The sequence below is a fragment of the Microbacterium sp. bgisy189 genome (assembly GCF_965345345.1).
Classification (GTDB): domain Bacteria; phylum Actinomycetota; class Actinomycetes; order Actinomycetales; family Microbacteriaceae; genus Microbacterium.
Map to the genome: position 1 here is coordinate 137,500 of NZ_CBDRMZ010000004.1, position 23,320 is coordinate 160,819.

At 68.4% G+C, this 23,320-nt stretch carries 19 protein-coding genes; 6 read left to right on the forward strand and 13 right to left on the reverse strand.

What is annotated here, in order from left to right; genetic code table 11:
- Positions 1–20: 20 nt before the first annotated feature.
- The 5 genes from dxs to dut all read right to left on the reverse strand — a co-directional run bounded on the left by dxs (position 21) and on the right by dut (position 6,805).
- Complete coding sequence (gene dxs / locus ACSF8R_RS07690) at positions 21–2,000, reverse strand: 1-deoxy-D-xylulose-5-phosphate synthase (RefSeq protein WP_434811276.1); 1,980 nt, start codon at positions 1,998–2,000, stop codon at positions 21–23.
- A gap of 81 nt (positions 2,001–2,081) precedes the next feature.
- A complete protein-coding gene (locus ACSF8R_RS07695; protein ID WP_434811277.1) occupies positions 2,082–4,913 on the reverse strand; it encodes an aconitate hydratase in 2,832 nt (943 codons plus the stop codon).
- Positions 4,914–5,064: 151 nt separating this feature from the next.
- Positions 5,065–5,784, reverse strand: a complete 720-nt coding sequence (locus ACSF8R_RS07700; RefSeq protein WP_434811278.1) for a DUF3159 domain-containing protein — start codon at positions 5,782–5,784, stop codon at positions 5,065–5,067.
- Positions 5,781–6,359 carry a DUF3710 domain-containing protein gene (locus ACSF8R_RS07705; RefSeq protein ID WP_434811279.1) on the reverse strand — a complete coding sequence of 193 codons (579 nt, stop codon included), beginning with the start codon at positions 6,357–6,359 and terminating at the stop codon, positions 5,781–5,783. Before ACSF8R_RS07705 ends, ACSF8R_RS07700 begins: the two co-directional genes overlap by 4 nt.
- Positions 6,356–6,805, reverse strand: coding sequence for a dUTP diphosphatase (dut, locus tag ACSF8R_RS07710; RefSeq protein WP_434811280.1), 450 nt, complete (start codon positions 6,803–6,805; stop codon positions 6,356–6,358). Before dut ends, ACSF8R_RS07705 begins: the two co-directional genes overlap by 4 nt.
- 12 nt (positions 6,806–6,817) lie before the next feature.
- Here dut and ACSF8R_RS07715 point away from each other — a divergent pair, with 12 nt between their 5' ends.
- On the forward strand, positions 6,818–7,285 hold the full coding sequence (locus ACSF8R_RS07715; protein WP_434811281.1) for a DUF3093 family protein: 468 nt from the start codon (positions 6,818–6,820) through the stop codon (positions 7,283–7,285).
- Between the two features lie 41 nt (positions 7,286–7,326).
- Here the strand turns inward: ACSF8R_RS07715 and ACSF8R_RS07720 are convergent, their stop codons facing one another.
- Positions 7,327–7,620 carry a DUF4193 domain-containing protein gene (locus tag ACSF8R_RS07720; RefSeq protein ID WP_434811282.1) on the reverse strand — a complete coding sequence of 98 codons (294 nt, stop codon included), beginning with the start codon at positions 7,618–7,620 and terminating at the stop codon, positions 7,327–7,329.
- 217 nt (positions 7,621–7,837) lie between these two features.
- On the opposite strand from ACSF8R_RS07720, the gene sepH reads away from it, so the two are divergent.
- The gene (gene sepH / locus ACSF8R_RS07725; RefSeq protein ID WP_434811283.1) at positions 7,838–8,887 is read left to right on the forward strand and encodes a septation protein SepH; all 1,050 of its coding nucleotides are present in this window, start codon (positions 7,838–7,840) and stop codon (positions 8,885–8,887) included.
- 13 nt (positions 8,888–8,900) lie between these two features.
- Here the strand turns inward: sepH and ACSF8R_RS07730 are convergent, their stop codons facing one another.
- A complete protein-coding gene (locus tag ACSF8R_RS07730; RefSeq protein ID WP_434811284.1) occupies positions 8,901–10,040 on the reverse strand; it encodes an alkaline phosphatase family protein in 1,140 nt (379 codons plus the stop codon).
- Positions 10,041–10,123: 83 nt separating this feature from the next.
- On the opposite strand from ACSF8R_RS07730, the gene ACSF8R_RS07735 reads away from it, so the two are divergent.
- Positions 10,124–12,574 carry a DNA gyrase/topoisomerase IV subunit A gene (locus tag ACSF8R_RS07735; protein WP_434811285.1) on the forward strand — a complete coding sequence of 817 codons (2,451 nt, stop codon included), beginning with the start codon at positions 10,124–10,126 and terminating at the stop codon, positions 12,572–12,574.
- Positions 12,575–12,580: 6 nt separating this feature from the next.
- Here the strand turns inward: ACSF8R_RS07735 and ACSF8R_RS07740 are convergent, their stop codons facing one another.
- Entirely contained in the window at positions 12,581–14,650 is a 2,070-nt protein-coding gene (locus ACSF8R_RS07740; protein WP_434811286.1) for a DNA gyrase/topoisomerase IV subunit B, read from the reverse strand.
- Between the two features lie 208 nt (positions 14,651–14,858).
- Between ACSF8R_RS07740 and ACSF8R_RS07745 the strand changes: the two genes are divergently transcribed.
- Entirely contained in the window at positions 14,859–15,080 is a 222-nt protein-coding gene (locus tag ACSF8R_RS07745) for a DUF7455 domain-containing protein (RefSeq protein WP_434811287.1), read from the forward strand.
- 70 nt (positions 15,081–15,150) lie between these two features.
- Here the strand turns inward: ACSF8R_RS07745 and ACSF8R_RS07750 are convergent, their stop codons facing one another.
- From ACSF8R_RS07750 to ACSF8R_RS07770, 5 genes are all read right to left on the reverse strand, one after another.
- Entirely contained in the window at positions 15,151–16,164 is a 1,014-nt protein-coding gene (locus ACSF8R_RS07750) for a sugar-transfer associated ATP-grasp domain-containing protein (RefSeq protein WP_434811288.1), read from the reverse strand.
- Between the two features lie 35 nt (positions 16,165–16,199).
- Complete coding sequence (locus ACSF8R_RS07755; protein ID WP_434811289.1) at positions 16,200–17,222, reverse strand: sugar-transfer associated ATP-grasp domain-containing protein; 1,023 nt, start codon at positions 17,220–17,222, stop codon at positions 16,200–16,202.
- A 1-nt stretch (position 17,223) separates the two neighbouring features.
- The gene (locus tag ACSF8R_RS07760) at positions 17,224–17,922 is read right to left on the reverse strand and encodes a coenzyme F420-0:L-glutamate ligase (protein ID WP_434811290.1); all 699 of its coding nucleotides are present in this window, start codon (positions 17,920–17,922) and stop codon (positions 17,224–17,226) included.
- Positions 17,919–19,292, reverse strand: a complete 1,374-nt coding sequence (locus ACSF8R_RS07765) for an RNA polymerase sigma factor (RefSeq protein WP_434811291.1) — start codon at positions 19,290–19,292, stop codon at positions 17,919–17,921. The genes ACSF8R_RS07760 and ACSF8R_RS07765 overlap by 4 nt, the downstream gene beginning before the upstream one ends.
- A gap of 136 nt (positions 19,293–19,428) precedes the next feature.
- Entirely contained in the window at positions 19,429–20,352 is a 924-nt protein-coding gene (locus ACSF8R_RS07770; RefSeq protein ID WP_434811292.1) for a proteasome assembly chaperone family protein, read from the reverse strand.
- 83 nt (positions 20,353–20,435) lie between these two features.
- Here ACSF8R_RS07770 and ACSF8R_RS07775 point away from each other — a divergent pair, with 83 nt between their 5' ends.
- Together ACSF8R_RS07775 and lpdA are read left to right on the forward strand one after the other, a co-directional pair.
- Positions 20,436–21,911 carry a leucyl aminopeptidase gene (locus ACSF8R_RS07775; protein ID WP_434811293.1) on the forward strand — a complete coding sequence of 492 codons (1,476 nt, stop codon included), beginning with the start codon at positions 20,436–20,438 and terminating at the stop codon, positions 21,909–21,911.
- Complete coding sequence (gene lpdA, locus ACSF8R_RS07780) at positions 21,908–23,278, forward strand: dihydrolipoyl dehydrogenase (protein WP_434811294.1); 1,371 nt, start codon at positions 21,908–21,910, stop codon at positions 23,276–23,278. Before ACSF8R_RS07775 ends, lpdA begins: the two co-directional genes overlap by 4 nt.
- The last annotated feature ends 42 nt before the right edge of the window (positions 23,279–23,320 follow it).

Below are 23,320 nucleotides of genomic sequence, written 5' to 3' on the forward strand. Positions count from 1 at the left end.
CTCCATGCTGTCACGCAGGATCAGGAACGGGCTTCGTTCGAATCGGCCGCGTCGTGCTGCGCAGCGGCGGGCCCCGGCATCCAGATCGCACCCGTATCGGCAGACGGGCGGGCCACCGGGATGCGCGTGCCGAGCACCTGGGCGACGACGTCCTGCGCGATCTTCGACGGGGTGATCCCGGCGTCTTCGAGGATCTGCTCGCGGGACGCGTGATCGATGAACGCGTCCGGCAGACCGAGCTCATCGACGGCAGTGTCGACACCCGCCTCGCGCAGCACCTGGCGCACGCGCGTGCCGATCCCTCCGACACGGATGCCGTCTTCGATCGTGATCACGAGTCGGTGGGCACGGGCGAGTTCGACGATCGAATCCGGGACGGGAACCACCCATCGCGGATCGACGACGGTCGCACCGATCCCCTGCGCGCTGAGCCGCGCCGCCACGTCGACGGCGATGTGTGCCATCGGGCCGATGCCGATCAGCAGCACGTCCTGACTGTCGCTGCGCACGAGCACGTCGACACCGTCGTCGAGCCGCTCCACCGCGGGCAGGTCCGGGCTCACGGTGCCCTTGGGGAATCGCACTACGGTCGGCGCGTCCTCGACGGCCACTGCCTCCGCGAACTCCTCCCGCAGCCGCTCGGCGTCGCGCGGAACGGCGATGCGGATGCCGGGCACCAACTGCAGCATCGCAAGATCCCAGATGCCGTGGTGGCTGGGCCCGTCGGGTCCTGTGACGCCGGCGCGGTCGAGCACGAAGGTGACGCCCGCGCGGTGGAGAGCGACGTCCATGATCACCTGGTCGAACGCGCGGTTCATGAACGTCGCATAGATCGCCACGACAGGGTGCAACCCGCCGAACGCGAGTCCCGCCGCCGAGGTGACGGCGTGCTGTTCGGCGATGCCCACGTCGTAGACACGGTCGGGGAAGCGCTGTGCGAACGGCTGCAGGCCGGTCGGGCGCAGCATCGCCGCTGTCATCGCGATGACGTCGTCGCGCTGCTCCCCGGCCTCGACGAGCGCGTCGGCGAACACGTCTGTCCACGCCTGTGCGTCGGACGAGCCGAGCGGCTCTCCGGTCGTCGGATCGATCTTGCCGACGGCGTGGAACTGGTCGGCCTCATCGTTGCGGGCGGGCTCATAACCACGTCCCTTCTCGGTGATGACGTGCACGATGACCGGCGCCCGGTGCGACTTCGCCAATCGCAGGGTCTCTTCGAGGGCATCGAGGTCGTGTCCGTCGATCGGGCCGAGGTACTTGATGTCGAGATTCGAGTACAGCGCCTCGTTGTTCGTGAATCGAGACAGGAATCCGTGGGTGCCGCCGCGCACACCGCGGTAGATCGCGCGCCCGGCGGGGCCCAGCCGACGGAACAGCGACGCGGAACCGCGGCGCAGACTCTCGTACCCCTCGGTCGTGCGCACGCGGTTGAGGTAGCGCGCCATGCCGCCGATCGTCGGTGCGTACGACCGGCCGTTGTCGTTGACGACGATCACGAGATTGCGATCGTTGTCGTCGGAGATGTTGTTGAGCGCCTCCCACGTCATGCCGCCGGTGAGTGAGCCGTCGCCCACGACCGCGACCACGTGCCGGTCGGTGCGACCGGTGCGGGTGAGTGCGCGCGAGATGCCGTCCGCCCAGCTCAGTGAACTCGACGCGTGCGACGACTCGACGACGTCGTGCTCGCTCTCAGCGCGCTGCGGATAGCCAGCGAGCCCGCCGCGGGCCCGGAGGCCGCTGAAATCCTGGCGCCCCGTGAGCAGCTTGTGCACGTACGACTGATGGCCGGTGTCGAACACGATCGGGTCGCCCGGCGAGTCGAAGACCCGGTGGATCGCGAGCGTCAACTCCACGACACCGAGGTTGGGGCCGAGGTGCCCGCCGGTGCGGGAGACGTTCTCGACGAGGAAGTCCCGTACCTCCTGGGCGAGTTCGCGCAGTTGGTCTCGGGAGAGCGCATCGAGGTCGCGGGGGCCCTTGATCGACGCGAGGAGACTCATCCTGCGAGTCTACGCGTCGACCATGCGTTCGCATGCGAAGAGCCCCGGATCGGCGACGATCCAGGGCTCTTCGGCAGATGCTCAGACGAGCGAGCGCAGCACGTACTGCAGGATGCCGCCGTTGCGGTAGTAGTCGGCTTCACCGGGGGTGTCGATGCGGACCTTCGCCTCGAAGGTGATGGTCTGCTTGCCCTCGGGCGAGAACTCGGTCGGCTCGGCGGTGACGGTCACGGTCTTGGGAGTGACGCCCTCGTTGAGCTGCTCGAGCCCCGTGATCGAGACGGACTCGGTGCCGTCCAGACCCAGCGACTTCCAGCTCTCCCCGTCGGGGAACTGCAGCGGGACGACGCCCATGCCGATGAGGTTCGAGCGGTGGATTCGCTCGAAGCTCTCCGTGATGACCGCCTTGACGCCGAGCAGCGACGTGCCCTTCGCCGCCCAGTCGCGCGACGAGCCGGAGCCGTACTCCTTGCCGCCGAAGACGACGAGCGGCGTGCCCTGCGCGGCATAGTTCTCGCACGCGTCGTAGATGTACGACTGCGGGCCGCCGGGCTGGGTGAAGTCACGGGTGAACCCGCCCTCCACGATCTGGCCGTCGTTGACGGCGGAGACGAGTTCGTTCTTCAGACGGATGTTCGCGAACGTGCCGCGGATCATGACCTCGTGGTTGCCGCGGCGCGAGCCGTAGGAGTTGAAGTCCTTCTGCGCGACGCCGTGGTCGGTGAGGTACTGCGCCGCGGGGGTGCCCGCCTTGATGTTGCCGGCCGGGGAAATGTGGTCGGTCGTGACCGAGTCCCCCAGGGTCGCCATGACCCGCGCGCCCGAGATGTCGGTCACCGGGGTCAGATCCATCGACATGCCGTCGAAGTACGGGGCCTTGCGGACGTACGTCGAATCGGCATCCCACTCGAAGACGGGGCCGGTCGGCGTCGGCAGACTCGTCCAGCGCTCGTCGCCGTCGAACACGGTCGCGTACTGCTTGATGAACTGCTCGCGCGAGATCGAGGAGTCGATGACCTCCTGGACCTCCTCCGGCGAGGGCCAGATGTCCTTGAGGAACACGTCGTTGCCGCTCTGGTCCTTGCCGAGCGGGTCGGTCTCGAAGTCGAAGTTCATCGATCCCGCGAGCGCGTACGCGACCACGAGGGGCGGCGAAGCGAGGTAGTTCATCTTGACGTCGGGGCTGATGCGGCCCTCGAAGTTGCGGTTACCCGAGAGGACGGCCGTGACGGCGAGGTCGTTCTCGTTGATGGCCGCCGAGACCTCCTCGATGAGGGGGCCCGAGTTGCCGATGCAGATCGTGCAGCCGTAGCCGACCGTGTAGAAGCCGAGGCCCTCGAGCGCCTTGTCGAGACCGGACTTCTCGTAGTAGTCCGTGACGACCTTCGAGCCCGGGCCGAGCGTGGTCTTCACCCACGGCTTCTGCTTGAGGCCCTTCTCGACGGCCTTCTTCGCGAGCAGGCCCGCGGCGAGCATGACGGAGGGGTTCGACGTGTTGGTGCAGGACGTGATCGCCGCGAGCGCGACGGCGCCGTGGTCGAGCGTGAACGCGTCACCCGCAGAGGTCTTGACGGCGGTCGGCTTTGAGACCGACGTCGGTGCGTGCGAGTGGTGGTGGTGCTCGTGGTGGCTGTGCTCGTCCTCGGGCGTGAACCCGGGCGGGTCGGATGCCGGGAACGACTCGGCGACGGTCAGGTCGACCAGGTCGTGGTCCTCGTCGGCGTAGTTGGTGAGGTCGACGTTGAACTGCGACTTCGCCTCGGACAGCAGGATGCGGTCCTGCGGACGCTTGGGCCCGGCGATCGAGGGGACGACGGTGCTCAGGTCGAGTTCCATGTACTCGCTGAAGCCCGGCTCGTTGTCGGCGTCGTGCCACAGCGACTGCTGCTTCGCATAGGCCTCGACGAGGGCGACGGTCTGCTCGTCGCGACCGGTCAGGCGCAGGTAGTCGAGGGTGACATCGTCGATCGGGAACATGGCGGCCGTCGATCCGAACTCGGGGCTCATGTTGCCGATCGTGGCGCGGTTCGCGAGTGGAACCGATGCGACACCCGCACCGTAGAACTCGACGAACTTGCCGACGACGCCGTGCTTGCGCAGCATGTCGGTGATCGTGAGGACGACGTCGGTCGCGGTCACGCCCGCCGGGATCTCGCCGGTGAGCTTGAAGCCGACGACGCGCGGGATGAGCATCGACACGGGCTGGCCGAGCATCGCAGCCTCGGCCTCGATGCCGCCGACGCCCCAGCCGAGCACGCCGAGGCCGTTGACCATCGTGGTGTGCGAGTCGGTGCCGACGCAGGTGTCGGGGTAGGCGCGCAGGACGCCGTCGCGACCGGTCCGGTCGTAGATGACCTTCGCGAGGTGCTCGATGTTGACCTGGTGGACGATGCCGGTGCCCGGCGGGACGACCTTGAAGTCGTCGAAGGCGGTCTGACCCCAGCGAAGGAACTGGTACCGCTCGCCGTTGCGCTCGTACTCGATCTCGACGTTGCGCTCGAGGGCGTTCTCGGTGCCGAAGAGGTCGGCGATGACCGAGTGGTCGATGACCATCTCGGCCGGCGAGAGCGGGTTGATCTTGTTCGGGTCGCCGCCGAGTGCGGTGACCGCCTCGCGCATGGTCGCGAGGTCGACGATGCACGGGACGCCGGTGAAGTCCTGCATCACGACGCGTGCAGGCGTGAACTGGATCTCGGTGTTGGGCTCGGCATCCGGGTTCCAGGCCCCGAGCGCCTCGATCTGCGCCTTCGTGACGTTCGCGCCGTCCTCCGTGCGCAGCAGGTTCTCGAGCAGCACCTTCAGGCTGAAGGGGAGCTTCTCGTACCCGGCGACGGTGTCGATGCGGAAGATCTCGTAGTCGGTGCCACCGACTGTGAGGGTGCTCTTGGCACCGAAGCTGTCAACTGTGGACACGAATGCTCTCCTTCGTCGGCGATGCAGGTTCAGCGACGCGTGCGTCGGAAGCCCTGCCGCTCCTATCATCCCCGCACCCAGCGCGTCAGGCTAGTGAGGTCTGCCTAACCGCGAACAACGGGAAAAGTATCTTGATATCGAGATAAATCTATCACGCGTCGGCGCGTGAGTAGACCGATCGCGCAGCGAGCCATGTCACGGCCACGAGGGGTGCGAACAGCGGCAGCCCCATCACCAGTTTCAGCGTGCCGAGCGTGGTCACATCACCGGCGAAGTAGAACGGCAGCTGCACCGCGAGGCGCGCGAAGAACAGCGCCGCCCACGCGATCGCGAGCCAGAAGAAGACACGCTTCTTGCGGCGGTCGGAGCGCCACGCGACACCGTCGTTCATGAGGAAGCCGACCGCCAGACCGATGATCGACCAGCCGATGACCGCCGAGATCAGGAACGCCGTGCCGTACACCGCGTTGGTGATCAGCCCCGGGACGAAGTTGTCTTCGCCGCGCCCGGTCCACAGTGCGAGGGCCGCGGCCGCACCGGTCGCGATGAGCCCACCGAGGGCGGCGCTGAGCGTGGATCGCTGCACGAGTCTGACGATCGTGAAGATCGCCGCCAATCCGACGGAGACGCCGAGCGAGAGCGGCAGGTGCTGGGTGAAGGTGTAGAGCAGGACGAACGCGAGACCCGGCAGGACCGACTCCAGCACGCCGCGCCAGCCACCCATCGCGGCCCAGACGACGTGTCCGGTCGTGGACTGCTCCACCGGGTCGATCCCCGCTCGCCGGGCGGCGCCGCCGAGGGCCTGGCCGATCAGTTCTGACGCGCTGGGCTCATCGCGGGCACGGTCGTCCTCGGATTCGGGCGTGCTCACGCGCTGCCCGGGGATGCCGGCATCTTCAGCGGGATGAGGTCCCGAGGGGGCATGGGCGTGCCGCCGCGCACGACGACGATCGAGCGGAACAGGTCCTCGACCTGGGCGGCCGCTTCGATGTCGGCCGTCGCCGCGCCGCCGATCACCCCGCGCAGGAACCAGCGGGGTCCGTCGACGCCGATGAAGCGTGCGAGCCGCTTGGTCTGGCTGTCGCCTGCCACGACAGGCACCTCGGCGAGCAGTTCGGGACCGAGCGGTCCTTCGCGCTCTTCGACGCGGCCGCCCTGCGATCGGATCTGCTGACGGATCTGCTCACGCGTCTCCTCCCACAGCCCGGTCGATCGAGGCGCCGCGAACGGTTGCACCTGCAGCGTCGAGCCGGCGTAGTCGAGGCCGACCGCGACGATGCGCTTGGACTGCTCCTCGACCTCGAGGCGCAGGTTGAGCCCCTCGCGCGGCAGGATCTTGATCCCACCCAGGTCGATGTACGGGCGAACCGGGTTCGCTTCGGATTCGTCGAACGGCCCGGACGCGGATCGATCGGCGGGAGCGGTCTTGTCGAGGGCGTCGCTCATGCGGAGGCTCCTGTCTGATAGCCGGTCGACCCGAAGCCACCCTCGCCGCGGTGGCTCTCGGGCAGGGTCTCGACGGGGATGAAGGTGACCTTGGGGACGGGCATGACGATCAGCTGCGCGATGCGGTCCCCGGGTTCGACACGATAGGTCTCCGTGGTGTCGGTGTTGAGGAGGGACACCTTGATCTCGCCGCGGTAGCCCGCATCGACGGTGCCGGGCGAGTTGACGATCGTGATGCCGTGCTTCGCTGCCAGACCGCTGCGCGGCACGACGAACGCCACATAGCCGTCGGGCAGCGCGATGCGCACACCCGTGCCGACGAGTGCCCGCTGCCCGGGGTCGAGGACGACCGTCTCGGTCGAGACCAGGTCGGCACCCGCGTCGCCCGGGTGGGCGTAGACGGGGACCTGGGGCGCGATAATGGGAATGTCCACCGATTCGGTCACTCCACGAGGGTAATGCACATCACTTCCGCCGACACGAACCAGCTCCGATACCGCGAACGGCTGACGCCGTCACTGTGGATCCTCGTCAGCGCCGCGGTGGCCGCACCGATGGCGGCCCTGGTGTTCGTGCCGGTCGATGGCACGCTCGCGCTGATCGTCGGGCTCGCGGTCGGCGCCGCGTTGCTGACCACGCTCATCGGGGTCTCCCCCGTCATCCGCATCGACGACCACGAGCTCCGCGTCGGGCGCGCACACATCGCGCACGAGCACCTCGGCGCCGTTGAGACGTTCACCGGCGACGACGCTCGGCAGGTCCGTGGCCCGGGGCTGCAGCGCACGTGGTGGCACCGGTTTCGCGGAGGCGTCGACGGAGTGGTCGTGGTCTCGCTCACCGACGTCGACGACCCGCACACCGCGTGGGCCTTCTCGTCGCGCACGCCGGAGCGGATCGCGGCGGTGCTGGAACGCGCGCATGCATGACAACGCCCGCGCAGACGCGCGGGCGGGTCAGTGGTTCGCGGTCAGGCGGCGCACTCGGTGCAGATCGCGCCGATCGATGTCTCGTGATCGATCTGCGTGCGGTGCTTCACCAGGAAGCACTCGACGCACGTGAACTCGTCGTCCTGTGCGGGCAGCACGACGACATCGAGATCCATGTCGGACAGGTCTGCGCCGGGCAGTTCGAAGCCCGAGGGGTTGTCGGCATCTTCGACGTCGACCGCGCCGGAGCGCGTGTCCGGAACGCGCTCCTTGAGGGCCTCGATCGACTCACTGTCGTCTTCGGTCTTGCGCGGGGCGTCGTAATCGGTGGCCATGCTCGAACGTCTCTTCTTCCCAGTTGTGTGGCGGTTGCCGGCCCGAACGGGCGGCGATAGTTTGCACGACGCCGGTGCATTTCGCAAATGGCGTCCCGCCGGAAGGCGGTGTGCGCGCCGTCATCGCATCGAACTCGCGGCGCGCCCACGATATTCCCGGCTCTGCGTTCGCCCTGTGACAGCATGAACGCACCCGCTGGATCTGGAGGACTCTCGCATGGAGCAGCTCAAAGTCATCGGCACCGAAGAGGGCGTCCTGGTGCTCGCCACCGAAGAGGGCGACCGATTCGCGTTGCCCGTCGACGAGTCGTTGCGTTCGCAGCTGCGCCGCTTGGAGCGCGTCGCTGAACCCAAGGCCGTGCGCCCGAGCCCGCGCGAGATCCAGGCCCACATCCGCAGCGGTCTCACTGCGGAAGAGGTTGCCGAACTGCTCGGCGTGCGCGTCGACGACGTGGCCCGCTACGAGGGACCCGTCCTCGCCGAGCGTGAGCACATCGTGACCCAGGCACTGTCGGTGCCGGTGCTCATGGGCGGCGAACTCGACCCCGACGCCCAGCCGACGTTCGGCACCGCCGTGCGAGGCAAGCTGGCCGAGGCCGGCGCTTCGGGCGAGCGTTGGTCGAGTTGGCGCGAGGAATCGGGCTGGATCGTCAAGCTCGAGTTCACCGCTGCCGAGGTCGACCACGACGCTCGATGGAGCTTCGACCCTCGCCGGTCGAGCCTCTCGCCGCAGAACGCCGACGCCGTGCAGCTCTCGCGACAGGGCTCGCTGCCCGAAGGACTCATCCCCCGACTGCGCGCTCTCGACCATGCGACACCGGTCAAGGACGACTCTCGGTTCGACAGCGCCGCGTTCGGTCCGCGCCGCCTGCCCGACCCCGCGCCCGAGGCTGACGCCGAGGTGACCAAGGATGGCTCCGCGGCGCAGGAGGCGGCGATCAAGCGCGCCCCCGATCAGGTCGTCACCAGCGCCGAGACCGCGGATCTGCTCGAGGCGCTGCGTCGTCGTCGCGGTCAGCGCGAGCCGATGCCCGGTGACGAGCAGCCCGCGCCGCCGCGCGAGCAGGCGCCCCGTGGGCAGGCTCCGGTCGCGCTCTTCGACGCGCTCGAGCCCGGCTACGACGACACGTCCGCTGCGCAGCCGGCGGCGACCGAAACGGTCGACGAGGACGACACCGCGGCTGCTGACGGCAACCGTCGTAAGGGCCGCACGTCGATGCCCTCGTGGGACGAGATCGTGTTCGGCGCCCGCACCGAAGACGGCTGACCGGCGCGAACCGTCACGCCTCGGGCGCGAACGCTCCCAGTCGGATGAGCGGCACCAGGCGTTCCTGGTCGGTCAGCGACCCGTGCTGTCCGACCATGTTCTGCGCCTTCTTGTCGGCTTCCCGGTCGTCGTAGTAGGCGATGCCCGCACGCGCGGCCACCAGAACATCACCGATGCGCTCGGCCACCTCGGGTGCGACCGACGTCCCGAACAGCCCGGCTTCGATCGCCTCCCCGCGCGTCAGGACCCAGGACCGCTGTCCTTCTGCGCGCTCCCAGCGGTCGCGCACCGCACCGGATGCGTCTGCGGCCGTGTACAGGTGCAGCATGCGAGGCTCGCCGGCGACGATCTCGACGTCCTCGACAAGCGCGTCGCCCTCGCCCAGCAGCACCTGGCGGTGGCGGGGAACGTCGACCATGCCGTGATCGGCGGTCAGGAGCGCCCCGACGTCGGCGGGCATGAGCTGTTCGAGCCTTCGGGCGGCGGCATCCACGGCTTCGAGGCGGTCGCTCCACGCGTCGCTCTCCCAGCCGTGCGCGTGGCCCGTCGCATCGAGTTCAGGCGTGTAGAGGTAGACGAGGGCGTTGTCGTGGCTGCCGGTCAGCGCTGCCGCCGTCTCGACGCGGTCATCGAGTGAATCGGCTCCCACGAACTGCGCGCCCCGCTGGATCGCCCTCGTGAAGCCGGTACCGGCATAGCCGGGCCGGGAGACGACGAAGACGGGGCGCCCATCGAGGGCCTCACGCTCGAGCAGCGGCAGTGCGCGTTGCCACGTGAGCGGGTCGAGCCCATGCGTCTCCCAGCCCTTCAGCTGGTTGGGCGCGTCGTGGGTGCCGGGGATGCGCACTCGGTACCCGACGATGCCGTGCTCACCCGCATCCGTGCCGGTGAGCAGGCTCGTCAAGGCGGTCGCCGTCGTTGACGGGAACACCGTGCGAGCGTGGTCCTTCTTCGTCATGCGGCCGGAGAGGAATCGGGCGTGCCCGGCGCGGGCCGACAGGTTGAGCCGGCCGAGCCCGTCGACCACCATCAGTACCGCCGAACGCGCGGGCTTCAGCGACGGTGATCGCCCCGAGAGGGCGGCCAACATGTCGGGCACGACACCGGTGAGGCTCCGGGCCGTCGGTGGGTCCGCGGGTAGGCTGAGAGGCATCGGGGCAAGTCTCGCACACGGCCGGTGCAGCCCCAGGTACCCGATCTTCGACACCGCCCGTCACCGGAGGACCCTGCAGTTCCATGGCAGCTTCGCGCACCGAACCGACTGACAACGAACGCATCGAGGACGTCGACCTTTCGACGGAGATGCAGGGCTCCTTTCTCGAGTACGCGTACTCCGTCATCTACTCGCGGGCACTTCCCGACGCGCGCGACGGGCTCAAGCCGGTACAACGCCGCATCCTGTACCAGATGGCCGACATGGGGCTGCGCCCCGACCGTGGTCACGTCAAGAGTGCGCGTGTCGTCGGCGAGGTCATGGGAAAGCTCCACCCGCACGGTGACTCCGCCATCTACGATGCGCTCGTCCGCCTCGCTCAGGATTTCGCATTGCGCGTGCCGCTCGTCGACGGGCACGGCAACTTCGGGTCGCTCGACGACGGCCCCGCTGCCGCCCGCTACACCGAGGCCCGCCTCGCCCCGGCAGCCCTCGCGCTCACCGAGAACCTCGACGAAGACGTCGTCGACTTCATCCCGAACTACGACGGCCAGTTCCAGCAGCCCGAAGTGCTGGCCGCGGCCTTCCCCAATCTGCTCGTCAACGGCACGACCGGCATCGCTGTCGGCATGGCGACCAACATGGCCCCGCACAACCTCATCGAGGTCGTCGCCGCGGCCATCCACCTGCTCGACCATCCCGAGGCCACGCTCGAAGAGCTCATGGAGTTCGTGCCGGGTCCCGACCTTCCCGGTGGCGGCGTCATCGTCGGGCTCGACGGGGTGAAGGACGCGTACGCAGCGGGGCGCGGCACCTTCCGCACCCGCGCGAAGGTGTCGATCGAATCGCTCGGGCCGCGCCGCACCGGCATCGTCGTCACCGAACTGCCCTACATGGTCGGTCCCGAGCGGGTCATCGAAAAGCTCAAAGACGCCGTCAGCGCCAAGAAGCTCACCGGCATCGCCGATGTGACCGACCTCACCGACCGCAACAACGGCCTGCGCCTGGTGATCGGCATCAAGACCGGCTTCGACCCGAATGCGGTGCTCGAGCAGCTGTACCGTCTTACGCCCCTCGAGGACAGCTTCGGCATCAACAACGTCGCGCTTGTCGACGGCCAGCCCCAGACGCTGGGCCTGAAGGCGCTGCTGCGCGTCTACCTCGACCACCGCATCCAGGTGGTCACCCGTCGCAGCCGCTATCGCCTGGCCCGTCGGCAGGAACGACTGCACCTGGTCGAGGGACTGCTCATCGCGATCCTCGACATCGACGAGGTCATCCAGGTCATCCGTTCGTCCGACGACTCCGAGCAGGCCCGGCAGCGCCTGATCGACGTGTTCGACCTGTCGCTGCCGCAGTCCGAGTACATTCTCGAACTGCGCCTTCGCCGCCTCACCAGGTTCTCGCGGATCGAGCTCGAGACCGAACGCGACAACCTCAAGGCCGAGATCGCTCAGCTCGAAGAACTGCTCGGCAGCGACAGTCTGCTCAGGTCGCAGGTGGCTCGCGAACTGGATGCCGCGGCCGAAGCGTACGGGACGCCGCGCCGGACGCTCCTGCTCAACGGCGGCGCACCCGCAGCCCGCGCCCGCACCGCCGCGCCCGCCGACTTGCAGATCGCCGACGCGCCCTGTCGCGTGTTCCTCTCGGCGACCGGGCGTATGGTGCGTGCGGAGTTGAACGACGACATCCTCGGCGGTGGCATCGTTCCGCCCGCACGTCGGGCGAAGCACGACGCGATCCGCTCCGCAGTCGACACGACGACGCGCGCCGACCTGGGCGCCGTGACCAGCGCTGGGCGCCTCGTCCGCTTCTCCCCCGTCGACCTCCCGTCGGTGCCCGGCAACTCGGTGCAGCTCGCGGCCGGCAGCAAGGCGGACCAGTATCTCGCGCTCACCGGCACCGAGCGCGTCGTCGCTGTCGTTCCGCTCGTCGAGTCGCCGGTGATCGCTATCGGGACAGCCCAGGGCGTGGTCAAGCGCGTCGCCGCCAGTGAGCTGGCCCCCGGCAAGACCGACGTCGAGATCATCTCGCTCAAACCCGGCGACCGCGTCGTCGGCGCAGCACCTGCCCAAGACGGCACGGAGCTTGTGTTCGTCACCTCCGACGCGCAGCTCCTGCGCTTCGACGCAGCAGCGGTCCGCCCGCAGGGGCGGGCGGCCGGCGGCATGGCGGGGATGCGCGTGGCGCCGGGTGAGCAGGTGATCTCGTTCACGGCTGTCGTCGCCGGTGATGAGACGGTCGTCGTCACGATCGCGGGTTCGACGCAGTCGCTCGCCGGTGCCGACGCAGGCTCCGGCAAGGTCTCGTCGTTCGCAGAGTTCCCGCCGAAGGGACGCGCGACCGGCGGCGTGCGGGCGCAGCGCTTCTTGAAGGGCGAAGACACGCTGCGCCTCGCATGGGTCGGCGCCGATCCGCGCGCCGTCGGCAGCGATGGTGCCGTCCGTCAGTTGCCGGCTGCGGGCGCCAAGCGCGACGCGTCGGGTCAACCGCTGGATGCGGTCATCGCCGCCGTCGGATCCCCGATCAGCTGACGGTCGTCAGGCGTCGATCGCCTCGCGGTCGAGCCGGTCGCTCGAGGAGACGATGAAATCGCGCCGGGGGGCGACATCGCTGCCCATGAGCAGCTCGAACACGCTCGCCGCCATCTCGGCATCCTGCACGCGCACGCGGCGCAGCATCCGGCCGTTGCGCTCCATCGTGGTCGTCGCGAGCTGGTCGGCGTCCATTTCGCCGAGGCCCTTGTAGCGCTGCACCGGCTCCAGCCAGCGACGGTTCGATTTGCGGAGCTTCGCGAGCAGGGTGTGCAGCTCTTGCTCGGAGTAGGTGTAGATCGTCTCGTTCGGCTTGCTGCCCGGGTTGACCACGACGACGCGGTGCAGCGGCGGTACCGCGGCGTACACCCGACCGTCCTCGATCAACGGGCGCATGTACCGGAAGAACAGCGTGAGGAGCAGCGTGCGAATGTGCGCGCCGTCGACATCGGCGTCGCTCATCAGGATGATCTTTCCGTAGCGTGCGGCCTCGAGATCGAACGAGCGGCCCGAGCCTGCGCCGATCACCTGGATGATCGCGGCGCACTCGGCGTTGGAGAGCATGTCGGAGACCGACGCCTTCTGCACGTTCAGGATCTTGCCGCGAATGGGCAGCAGCGCTTGATACTCCGAGTTGCGCGCGTTCTTGGCGGTACCGAGTGCCGAGTCACCCTCGACGATGAACAGCTCCGAGTCGGCGACGTCGTTCGTGCGGCAGTCGGCGAGTTTGGCCGGCAGCGAAGACGATTCCAGCGCGTTCTTGCGTCGCTGGGTCTCTTTGTGGGCACGCGCTGAGATGCGCGCCTTCATCTCGGAGACGACCTTGTCCAGCAGCAGCGCGGTCTGGTTCTTGTCGTCGCGCTTGGTCGAGGCGAAGCGGGCGGTGAGCTCCTTGGTGACGACCGCGTTGACGATTTGGCGCACGGCGGGGGTGCCGAGCACCTCTTTCGTCTGACCCTCGAACTGCGGTTCGGGTACCCGGACGGTGAGCACCGCGGTGAGCCCCGCGAGCATGTCGTCCTTCTCGGGCTTGTCCTTGCCCACCTTCAACCGCCGCGCGTTGGCTTCGATCTGCGCGCGCAGCACCTTCACGAGACCCTGTTCGAAGCCGGCTTGATGCGTGCCGCCCTTCGGGGTCGCGATGATGTTCACGAACGATCGCGTGACCGTCTCGTACCCGTTGCCCCAGCGCAGTGCGACGTCGACGTGGCACTCCCGTTCGACCTCGGTCGGCACCATCGCGCCGGAGGCCTGCAGGACCGGGACGGTCTCGGTGAAGGTACCGGCGCCGGTGAGGCGCCAGGTGTCGGTGATGGCCGGGTCGGGCGCGAGGAAGTCGGCGAACTCCGAAATGCCGCCGTCGTACTTGTACGAGGTCGAGGTGGGCTCGTCGCCGCGCTCGTCGATGATGACGATCTCGAGTCCCGGGACGAGGAAAGCGGTCTGTCGGGCGCGCTGCTCGAGTTCGGTGAGCCCGAACTCGGCATCCTTCGTGAAGATCTGACGGTCGGCCCAGTAACGGATGCGGGTGCCGGTCACGCCTCGCGCGGCCTTGCCGACCACGCGCAGTTCGGAGGACTTCTCGAACGGCGTGAACGGCGAGTCGGGCGTGGAACCGGCGAAGGTGCCCGGCTCGCCGCGGTGGAACGACATCTCGTACGTCTTGCCGCCGCGGTCGACCTGCACGTCGAGTCGTTCGGAGAGTGCGTTCACGACGGACGCGCCGACACCGTGCAATCCGCCGGATGCCGCATATGATCCCCCGCCGAACTTGCCACCGGCGTGCAGCTTCGTGAAGACGACCTCGACGCCCGTCAGGCCCGTGCGCGGTTCGACATCGACGGGGATGCCGCGAGCACGGTCGCGGACCTCGACACTGCCGTCGGCGTGGAGCACGATGTCGATCTTGGTGCCGTGGCCGCCGAGGGCCTCGTCGACCGAGTTGTCGATGATCTCCCACAGGCAGTGCATGAGCCCGCGGGAGTCGGTGGACCCGATGTACATGCCCGGGCGCTTGCGAACGGCCTCGAGCCCCTCGAGCACCTGGAGATGATGGGCGGAATACTCGGCGGTCACAATCCTCAAGCGTATCCGCGGGGTGCGACACGGCGGCGGCGACACACGAGCCGAGATGCAGGCGGACTGCGCGAGTGCCGAAACGCCGTACGCGCACAGCGAAATGTGACGGCCTCCGGGCATTCTCTGAACATCGGCGTGGTTGTATTCCATAGACCGACGTGCACCCGCACGAGGCAGAGCACCAGACGAACGAGGAGGCACCGACATGAGCATGACGACCACCACTGAGCCCGCAGCCGTCCTCGAGTACCGCCTGAGCGCGACCGACCGCTGCGACTCCTGCGGTGCTCAGGCGTACATCGCCGCGGAGGTCGGCGGCAGCGAACTGCTGTACTGCGCCCACCACGGCCGCAAGTACGAAGAGAAGCTGCGCGCCATCGCCACATCGTGGCACGACGAGACGGCACGTCTCGACGAGCGCGACTGACGCTCCCCTGCTTCATCCAGAAGCCCGCACCTGACGGTGTGGGCTTCTGTCGTTGTGGGTGAGCGGCGGGTCAGAAGCCGACGGCGGCCTGGTAGACCGGCAGCAGGCCGGTCCGCACGCCCGATGCCGAAGGCTTGGGCTGGAAGACGCTCGAGTTGTGGTTGCCCTCGATGACGACCGGGCCGCTCGGCGTGATCGCGAGGTCCCAGCCGACGTACGGCGCTTCGGGTGTGCGACGTGCGAGGGCCTCGGTGAGCTCGACCACCTGGTCGTACAGCGGCACCTGGAACCCGACGATCGACGTTCCCGTGACCGGGTGCTCACGGTAGACGTTGCTGTTCTTGTCGACGCCCGGGTACAGCGCGACGCCGTCCTCGTCGAGCATCGTGAACATGCCGCCCGAGGCGAAGTTGTCGATGACGTCACCGTTGCCGATCCGCAGCACCGCGGCCAGCAGGCGCACGTCGCCGTCGGGACGCAGGTACGTGATCATGCGCACCGTGTTGACGCTGTCGGGGTACAGCGAGGCCATATCGGGGTGCTGCACGATGAACTCGTCGATGATCGTCTGACCGGCAGCGTTCACCTCGGCTCGGAAGGCCGCGGCATCCACGTCGCCCGACAGTTCGTGCAGGGCGATGCCGCCCCCGCCGTGGCCGTCGAGGGGCTTGGCGAGCACCTTCGGGTGGCGGCCGAGGAAGGCCGCAAGCGCCGCGTCGTCGACGTCGCGCAGGTCGACGGTCTCGCGTCCGAGGAGGTCGGCGTACTCGCGGGCGAAGCGGCGCTTGTCCTCGAGCTTCGCGCGACCCTCCGGGGTGTTGTGCATGCGGGTGATGCGGAATGACTTGGGGTGCGTCATCCAGGTCGCCCGCTCCTTCGCATTGAGCAGCCGGATGTCCCACACGGCGTAGTCGCGGAAGCCCATGTCGTACTTGACGGAGCACCACAGCATGTCGGCGATGATCACCGGTGTCGGAGCCTTGGAGACCTTCTTGACCTGCTTGGCGAATTCGAACAGGTTGCCCACCCGGATGTTCCGGGCGCGGTTGAAGAGGTATCCGAGTCGGACGGTGGCCTTGCCCATGGCGTGGTTCCCCCAGTGGTCGGTGAGACGGCAGGTCAGAAGCGCATCGCGGCGCGGTAGCGCGGCAGCAGCCCGCGGCGGATGCCGGAGACGGACGGCTTGGACTGGAACACGCCGGTGTTGTGGTTGCCCTCGATCACGACCGGTCGTTCCGGGGTGATCGCGATGTCCCAACCGATGTACGGCAGGTCGGGCACGCGGCGGGCCAGGCGGTCGACCAGCGCGAGGATCTCGTCGTACAGCGGCACCTGGAAGCCGGTGAGCTCCACACCCGTGATCGGATGCGTCTCGAACGGGTGACCCTCTTCATCGCTCGCGGCGTGCAGGGCGCGACCGTCCTCGCCGAGCATCGTGTACATGCCCCCGTTGGAGAAGTTGTCGATGACGCCGCCGTTGCCGACCTTGAGCACGGCCGCGAGCAGGTGCACCTCGTCGTCGGGGTCGCGGTAGGTGACCATGCGCAGCGAGTTGACGCTGCCGGGGTACAGACGCGCCATCTCGGGATGCTGCACGAGCACCTCTTCGACGAGCACCTGCCCCGTCTCGAGCAGCTCTGCGCGCAGTGCGGGGATGTCGTCGATCTGGGCGGTGTCGCGCATCGTGATGCCGTTGCCGCCGACACCGCCGGGGTTCTTCGAGATCACCCGCTCGTGGCGACGGACGAAGGCCTCGAGCTGCGCATCGTCGATCTCGCGCACGTCGACCCACTCGCGACCGAGTTCGTCGCCGAAGCGCGCCGCGAACTGCAGCTTGTCGTCGAAGATCCCCCGCTGTGCGTCGTCGTTGAGTCGGCGGGACAGGTGGAACGACTTCGGGTCGGTCATGTAGGTCTTGCGCTCGCGGCGCTTGAGGATGCGGAAGTCCCACTCCGAATAGTTCTCGAAGGTCGTCTCGTAGCGCACGGCGCAGTAGGCCATGTCGAGCGCGACCCACCACACGGGTGCCTTGGAGAGCTTCGCCGACTGCCGCGCGAACTGCATGACCCGTTCGCGGTCGAACATCGCGACGCGCCGCACGAAGAAGCGGCCGCGCCGGTAGAGGCGGTTGATCGCGCCCATGTCAGACCTCGCGGATGATGCCCATCGGCGTGGACTGGTGTCCCTGCCCGAGCGGGTTGTCGCCGAGGATGCGCACGAGGCGCTGCTCCCCCGCCTTGTCGAGCGTCGAACCGAGGATGTTGCCACCGATGTCGTTGATGTCGACGACGGCCACCTCGACGGCCCCGCCGAGCTGGCGCTGCAGTGTCCGGGCGACCTTGTCGGGCTCGCTCGGGCCGAGGACGACCGCTTCGTTGTAGGGCGGGATCGTGCCGCTGGTCGGGCCGTCGATCGCGCGGGCCTTCTCGCCGGCGACGCGGTAGAAGTCGCCGCGGCGGCCGAAGACCTTCGTGACGGCGCTGACGGTGGCGGCGAGGAGGATGCGGGGCGTGCCGCACTCGCGCAGTGCCATCTCCATCGTCTCCGGCATGCCGAGGCCGATGCCGTACGGCGTGCGGGCCACGTACTTCGAGAGGAACCTCGCCAGCGGACGCGGCTGGATCTCGTCGAGCCGGTACGAGCGGCCCTGCGTGATGGCGACGATCTTCTCCGTCACGAAGAGGATGTCGCCGTCTTGCAGGTGCTCTGGCGCGTATTCGGTGACGACCTCGTCGAGATCGTCACCGGGCATCACCACGCGGGTGCGGATCGGGATGCGCGCGAACGACGTCCCGTCGACGGCGACCTCCAGCGCCTTGCCGTCGTTGGCGGCCGAACTCATTCGAGGTAGTCCCGGAGCGACTGCGAGCGCGACGGGTGCCGCAGCTTCGCCATCGTCTTGGACTCGATCTGCCGAATGCGCTCACGCGTCACGCCGAACGTGTCGCCGATCTGGTCGAGCGTCTTCGGCTGGCCGTCGCCGAGACCGAAGCGCATGCGGATGACGCCCGCCTCGCGCTCCGACAGCGAGTCGAGGAGCGACTCGAGCTGACGCTGCAGCATCGTGAAGCCCACCGCGTCGGCCGGTACGACCGCCTCGGTGTCCTCGATGAGGTCACCGAATTCGCTGTCGCCGTCCTCGCCGAGCGGGGTGTGCAGTGAGATCGGCTCGCGGCCGTACTTCTGCACCTCGACGACCTTCTCGGGCGTCATGTCGAGCTCGCGCGAGAGCTCCTCGGGCGTGGGTTCGCGGCCGAGGTCCTGCAGCATCTGCCGCTGCACGCGGGCGAGTTTGTTGATGACCTCGACCATGTGCACCGGGATGCGGATGGTGCGGGCCTGGTCGGCCATGGCGCGGGTGATGGCCTGACGGATCCACCAGGTCGCATAGGTCGAGAACTTGAAGCCCTTCGTGTAGTCGAACTTCTCGACGGCACGGATCAGGCCCAGGTTGCCCTCCTGGATGAGGTCGAGGAACTGCATGCCGCGGCCGGTGTAGCGCTTGGCGAGCGAGACCACCAGACGCAGGTTCGCCCCGAGCAGGTGGCTCTTGGCGCGCTGACCGTCGCGGGCGACCCACTGCAGGTCGAGCCCGAGCTGCGAGCTCTTCTCGGCCGCCGACATGTTCGACAGCTTCTCTTCGGCGAACAGCCCCGCCTCGATGCGCATCGCGAGCTCGACTTCTTCGGCCGCGTTCAGCAGCGGCACCTTGCCGATCTGCTTCAGGTAGTCCTTGACGGGGTCGGCGGTCGCACCCGTGATCTGCGTCGAGTAGACGGGAACCTCGTCCTCGTCGTTCGAGCTGATGACGATCGCCCCGGTGGGGAGCGGCTCGGTGACGACCTTCTTGACAGGTGCGTCCTCGTCGTCGTCCTCGTCGTCGTCGGAGGCGTCGCTCTTCTTCTTCGCGTCGGACTTCGCCGCAGCGGCGTCGTCCGAGGAGTCGTCGCTGTCGTCCGAGTCGTCGCCGGCGTCGTCCATCTCGATGTCGTTGTCTTCGACCTCGTCGTCGAACTCGTCGTCATCCTTCTTGGACGTGCCCTTGGTGCGCGAGGTCGCGGGAGCGGCCTTGGCAGCAGTCTTCTTGGCCGCGGGCTTCTTGGCTGCGGCCTTCGCCTTGGGTGCGACCTTGGTCGCGGGAGTCGTCGTCGCCTCCTGCACGTCCTCGACGTCGTCCGTCTTACGGGTGCGGGTGGATTTGGTCGTCGCCACGTCTCGCCTTTCACCGACGGGATTCCGTCGTGTTTTCGGACAGGAGTATGACCCTTGTCAAGTCCCGGCCGACGATGCGAGCATCGTGCGGCGGATTCGACAACGGGTCAGGGTATTCATTATACCCCGACACCGCTCAGCGCAGACCGCGCTTGTCGTCGTCGGCGGGCCGGCTCGCGAGAAAGCGTTCGAGCTCCGCTGCGAGCTCATCCGCGCTGGGCAGGTCGCCGGTGTGGATGATCGGTTGGCCGAGCCCACTGCCCGCCATATACGAGTCGTATCGCTCCTCGAGGTTCTGCAGCATCGTCGTGAGCTCGCTGGACCCCTCCACCTGCTCCGCGACCTTCTCGAGGAACGGCTTGTTCTCTTCACGCAGGACGTCGATGTCGAACGTGAGGCCGGTTGCGACCGACAGGCTGTCGAGGGCAGCGATCGCGGCACCCGGAAACTCGGTGTCGCCGAGGTAATGCGGCACGAGCAGGACGAAGCCCGCGATCGAGGCGTCGACCTGCGAGAACCGGTACTCGAGCAGGTGGCCCACCGTTGCCGGAACTTGCGTATGCGGCTGCCAGACGGAATGCGCCTTGGTGAGATCTTCGCGATTCCCGCTCACGGTCGTGCCGATGGGTCGGGTGTGCGGCACGGGCATCGGAATGGCGTGCACCCACGTGATGCTGGCGACACTCAGTCCTTCGGCGAGCCCGACGACGGTCTCTGCGAACGCCTCCCATGCAAAGTCCGGCTCGAAGCCGGCCAGCAGCAGGAACGGTCTCCCCGCGGCGTCATGCACGAGCGACAACTCGAGTCGCGCCGGTCGGAAGTCGGTCAGGTGATCCGCCTCGAAGGTGACGATGGGGCGGCGGGCCCGATAGTCCAGCAGGACGTCTGGATCGAACGCGACAACCGGCGCAGGCTCGAGCTGATCACGGAAGTACTCCACGGTGCGTGCGACGGCTCCGCCGGCATCCGTGAAGCCCGTCAATGCGATGACCAGCGGAAGTCCGGCCGGGACCGGCGGCGCTGACGCGACGCGTTCGTAGAGCGGACCGGAGAGGGGCATACCTCCACTGTACGAGCCGCTCAGCAGGTCGGATCCCGTGGCGTCCCGCTGACAGCGAACACCACCTCCCTAGGATGGAAGGCATGCCGTACCCCGAGCTCGAGATCTCGTCCGTTCCCCCACTCGACTCCAAGGCCGATGCCATCGTCGTCGCGCTCCCGCCGCTTGCCGAATCCGGCGATGTGCTCGAGGCGTGGCCGGGCGTCGCCGCGGCACTCGAAGCACTCGCCTTCACCGGCGCACGCGGCACCTGCGTGCGCGTGTACGCACCCGAAGCGACATCACGACCGCTCATCGCCGTCGGCACCGGCGGCGACCCCGCTCCGGCCGACGTGCGGGATGCCGTCGGCACCGCCGTCCGGACGACGACCGGGTTCGCCACCCTGTCCGTCGCGCTCCCGGGGGTCACCGACGCAGACCTGTGGGCCGCGGCGGCCGAGGGCGCGGCGCTCGGCGGCTATCGCTTCGCAGGCTTCAAGAAGGACAGGGGCACTTCCCGTGCGGATCGCGTGCTGCTGCACGCCGACGATTCGCTCTCGTCCGAACAGGTGTCCCGCGCGGTCGCCGTCGCCGACGCCGCGGCCCTCGTGAAGGACCTCGTGCACACCCCCGCCAATCGGCAGAGCCCCGCTGATCTGGCGGATGCTGCTGTCGCCGCTGCGGCGGAGCTGCCCATCACGGTCGAGGTGCTCGACGAAGACGCGCTGGAGGCCGGTGGGTACGGCGGCATCCTCGGGGTCGGCGGCGGCTCGGACCGCCCGCCGCGGCTGGTTCGACTGGACTACTCCCCCTCCGGGGCGCAGCGCCACGTCGCCCTCGTCGGAAAGGGCATCACGTTCGACACCGGCGGCCTCTCCCTCAAGCCCGCGGCGAGCATGGTCGGCATGAAGTTCGACATGGCGGGGGCCGCGACCGCGCTCGCCGTCGTCATCGCCGCCGCGCGCCTCCAGTTGCCGGTGCGTGTCAGCGGCTGGCTCGCCATCGCCGACAACATGCCGTCGGGTCGCGCGACGCGACCGGGCGACGTTCTCACCATGCTCGACGGCACGAGCGTCGAGGTGCTCAACACGGATGCCGAGGGGCGCCTCGTGCTCGCAGACGGACTCGTGGCCGCGAGCCGCGAACGTCCCGACCTGCTCATCGATGTCGCGACCCTCACGGGCGCGATCATCGTCGCGCTCGGGCACCGCCACGTCGGGGTCATGGGATCTGACGATGCGGTCGCCGAATACCTCGCCGCCTCGAAGGCGACGGGAGAGCTCGCATGGCATCTGCCGCTGCCGGCGCACATGGAGGACGAACTCGACAGCCCGATCGCCGACCTGCAGAACGCCAAGATCGGTGACCCCGCCGGCGGGTCGCTGTTCGCCGGACTCTTCCTGCAGCGGTTCGTCGGTCGCGTCTCGGATGCCGACGACGCCGCGCGCATCCCCTGGGTGCACCTCGACATCGCGGGCGCCGGCACGAGCAAGTCAGCCGCGTTCGGCGCGACGGACAAGGGCCCGACGGCCGTCACCGTGCGATCACTGATCGCCCTGCTGGAAGGAGCCGGACGATGACCGAGCACCGGAGCGATCTGGTCGTCCTGGGCGGCGGAAGCGGCGGTTACGCTGCCGCGTTGCGTGCCGCCGAACTGGGCAAGACCGTCACGCTGATCGAGAAGGACAAGGTCGGTGGAACCTGCCTGCACCGCGGCTGCATCCCGACCAAAGCGCTCCTGCACGCAGCCGAGGTCGCCGACCACGTGCGCGAGGCATCGGCCGTCGGCGTGGAGGCCACGCTCGGCGGTGTCGACGTCGAACGCCTGACCGCCTACCGCGAGGGCATCGTCGCAAAGAAGTTCAAGGGCCTCGAAGGGCTCATCAAAGCCCGCGGCATCAACGTCGTCGCGGGCGCCGGGCGGCTCACCGTCGACGGCGCAGTGCAGGTCGGTGACGACGTCTACCGCGGCACCGACGTGGTGCTCGCCACCGGCTCGATGACGCGTCTGCTGCCAGGCCTCGAGGCCGGCGGGCGCATCCTCACGAGCGAGGAGGCGCTGGCGCTCGGCGAAATCCCCGCGAGCGTGCTCATCCTCGGCGGCGGTGTGATCGGTGTGGAGTTCGCGAGCCTGTGGCGCTCGTTCGGGGTCGAGGTCACGATCATCGAGGCGTTCGACCACCTGGTGCCCAACGAAGACGTCGCGCTCAGCAAGGCACTCGAGCGGGCGTTCCGCAAGCGCGGCATCACCTCCAGGCTGGGCGTGCGCTTCGCCTCGGCGACACATCACGAGTCGTCGGTCACCGTGGCTTTGGAAGACGGATCCGAGCTGTCCGCCGACTACCTTCTCGTGGCCGTCGGGCGCGGTCCGGTCACGGCCGGACTCGGCTTCGAAGAAGCAGGGGTGGCGCTCGACCGGGGCTTCGTCACCGTTGACGAGCAGTTGCGCACCTCGGTGCCGCACATCCGCGCCGTCGGCGACATCGTGCCCGGGCTGCAGCTCGCGCACCGCGGCTTCCAGCAGGGCATCCGCGCCGCCGAACTCATCGCAGGCGTCGCGTCGGTCGACGTGCCCGAGAGCACGATTCCCCGCGTGACCTACTCCCACCCCGAGGTCGCCTCGGTGGGCCTCACCGAGGCGCAGGCACGCGATGCGCACGGCGACGCCATCGTCGCGTACGAATACAACCTCGCCGGCAACGGCAAGAGCGAGATCCTCGGCACCGCGGGTATCGTCAAGGTCGTGCGCGTCGCCGATGGACCCATCGTCGGTGTCCACATGGTGGGCGACCGTGTCGGTGAGCTGATCACCGAAGGCCAGTTGGCCGTCGGATGGGAGGCGCACCCGGAGGATATCGCCCCCTTCATCCACGCCCATCCCACGCAGAGCGAAGCGCTCGGCGAGGCGTTCCTGGCGCTGTCCGGCAAGCCCCTCCACGCGCTCTGACCGGCGCACCCCCGACATCACTAAGCTAGACACGACATCGAC

Excerpts from the sequence above, each read along its gene's own strand:
- sepH (WP_434811283.1), top strand. The coding sequence starts at position 7,838 with ATGGAGCAGCTCAAAGTCATCGGCACCGAAGAGGGCGTCCTGGTGCTC.
- ACSF8R_RS07715 (WP_434811281.1), top strand. The coding sequence starts at position 6,818 with ATGCACATCACTTCCGCCGACACGAACCAGCTCCGATACCGCGAACGG.
- ACSF8R_RS07755 (WP_434811289.1), bottom strand. The coding sequence starts at position 17,222 with ATGGGCGCGATCAACCGCCTCTACCGGCGCGGCCGCTTCTTCGTGCGG.
- ACSF8R_RS07720 (WP_434811282.1), bottom strand. The coding sequence starts at position 7,620 with ATGGCCACCGATTACGACGCCCCGCGCAAGACCGAAGACGACAGTGAG.
- ACSF8R_RS07775 (WP_434811293.1), top strand. The coding sequence starts at position 20,436 with ATGCCGTACCCCGAGCTCGAGATCTCGTCCGTTCCCCCACTCGACTCC.
- ACSF8R_RS07745 (WP_434811287.1), top strand. The coding sequence starts at position 14,859 with ATGAGCATGACGACCACCACTGAGCCCGCAGCCGTCCTCGAGTACCGC.
- ACSF8R_RS07735 (WP_434811285.1), top strand. The coding sequence starts at position 10,124 with ATGGCAGCTTCGCGCACCGAACCGACTGACAACGAACGCATCGAGGAC.
- ACSF8R_RS07760 (WP_434811290.1), bottom strand. The coding sequence starts at position 17,922 with ATGAGTTCGGCCGCCAACGACGGCAAGGCGCTGGAGGTCGCCGTCGAC.
- lpdA (WP_434811294.1), top strand. The coding sequence starts at position 21,908 with ATGACCGAGCACCGGAGCGATCTGGTCGTCCTGGGCGGCGGAAGCGGC.
- ACSF8R_RS07750 (WP_434811288.1), bottom strand. The coding sequence starts at position 16,164 with ATGGGCAAGGCCACCGTCCGACTCGGATACCTCTTCAACCGCGCCCGG.
- dxs (WP_434811276.1), bottom strand. The coding sequence starts at position 2,000 with ATGAGTCTCCTCGCGTCGATCAAGGGCCCCCGCGACCTCGATGCGCTC.
- ACSF8R_RS07770 (WP_434811292.1), bottom strand. The coding sequence starts at position 20,352 with ATGCCCCTCTCCGGTCCGCTCTACGAACGCGTCGCGTCAGCGCCGCCG.
- ACSF8R_RS07730 (WP_434811284.1), bottom strand. The coding sequence starts at position 10,040 with ATGCCTCTCAGCCTACCCGCGGACCCACCGACGGCCCGGAGCCTCACC.
- ACSF8R_RS07705 (WP_434811279.1), bottom strand. The coding sequence starts at position 6,359 with ATGAGCGACGCCCTCGACAAGACCGCTCCCGCCGATCGATCCGCGTCC.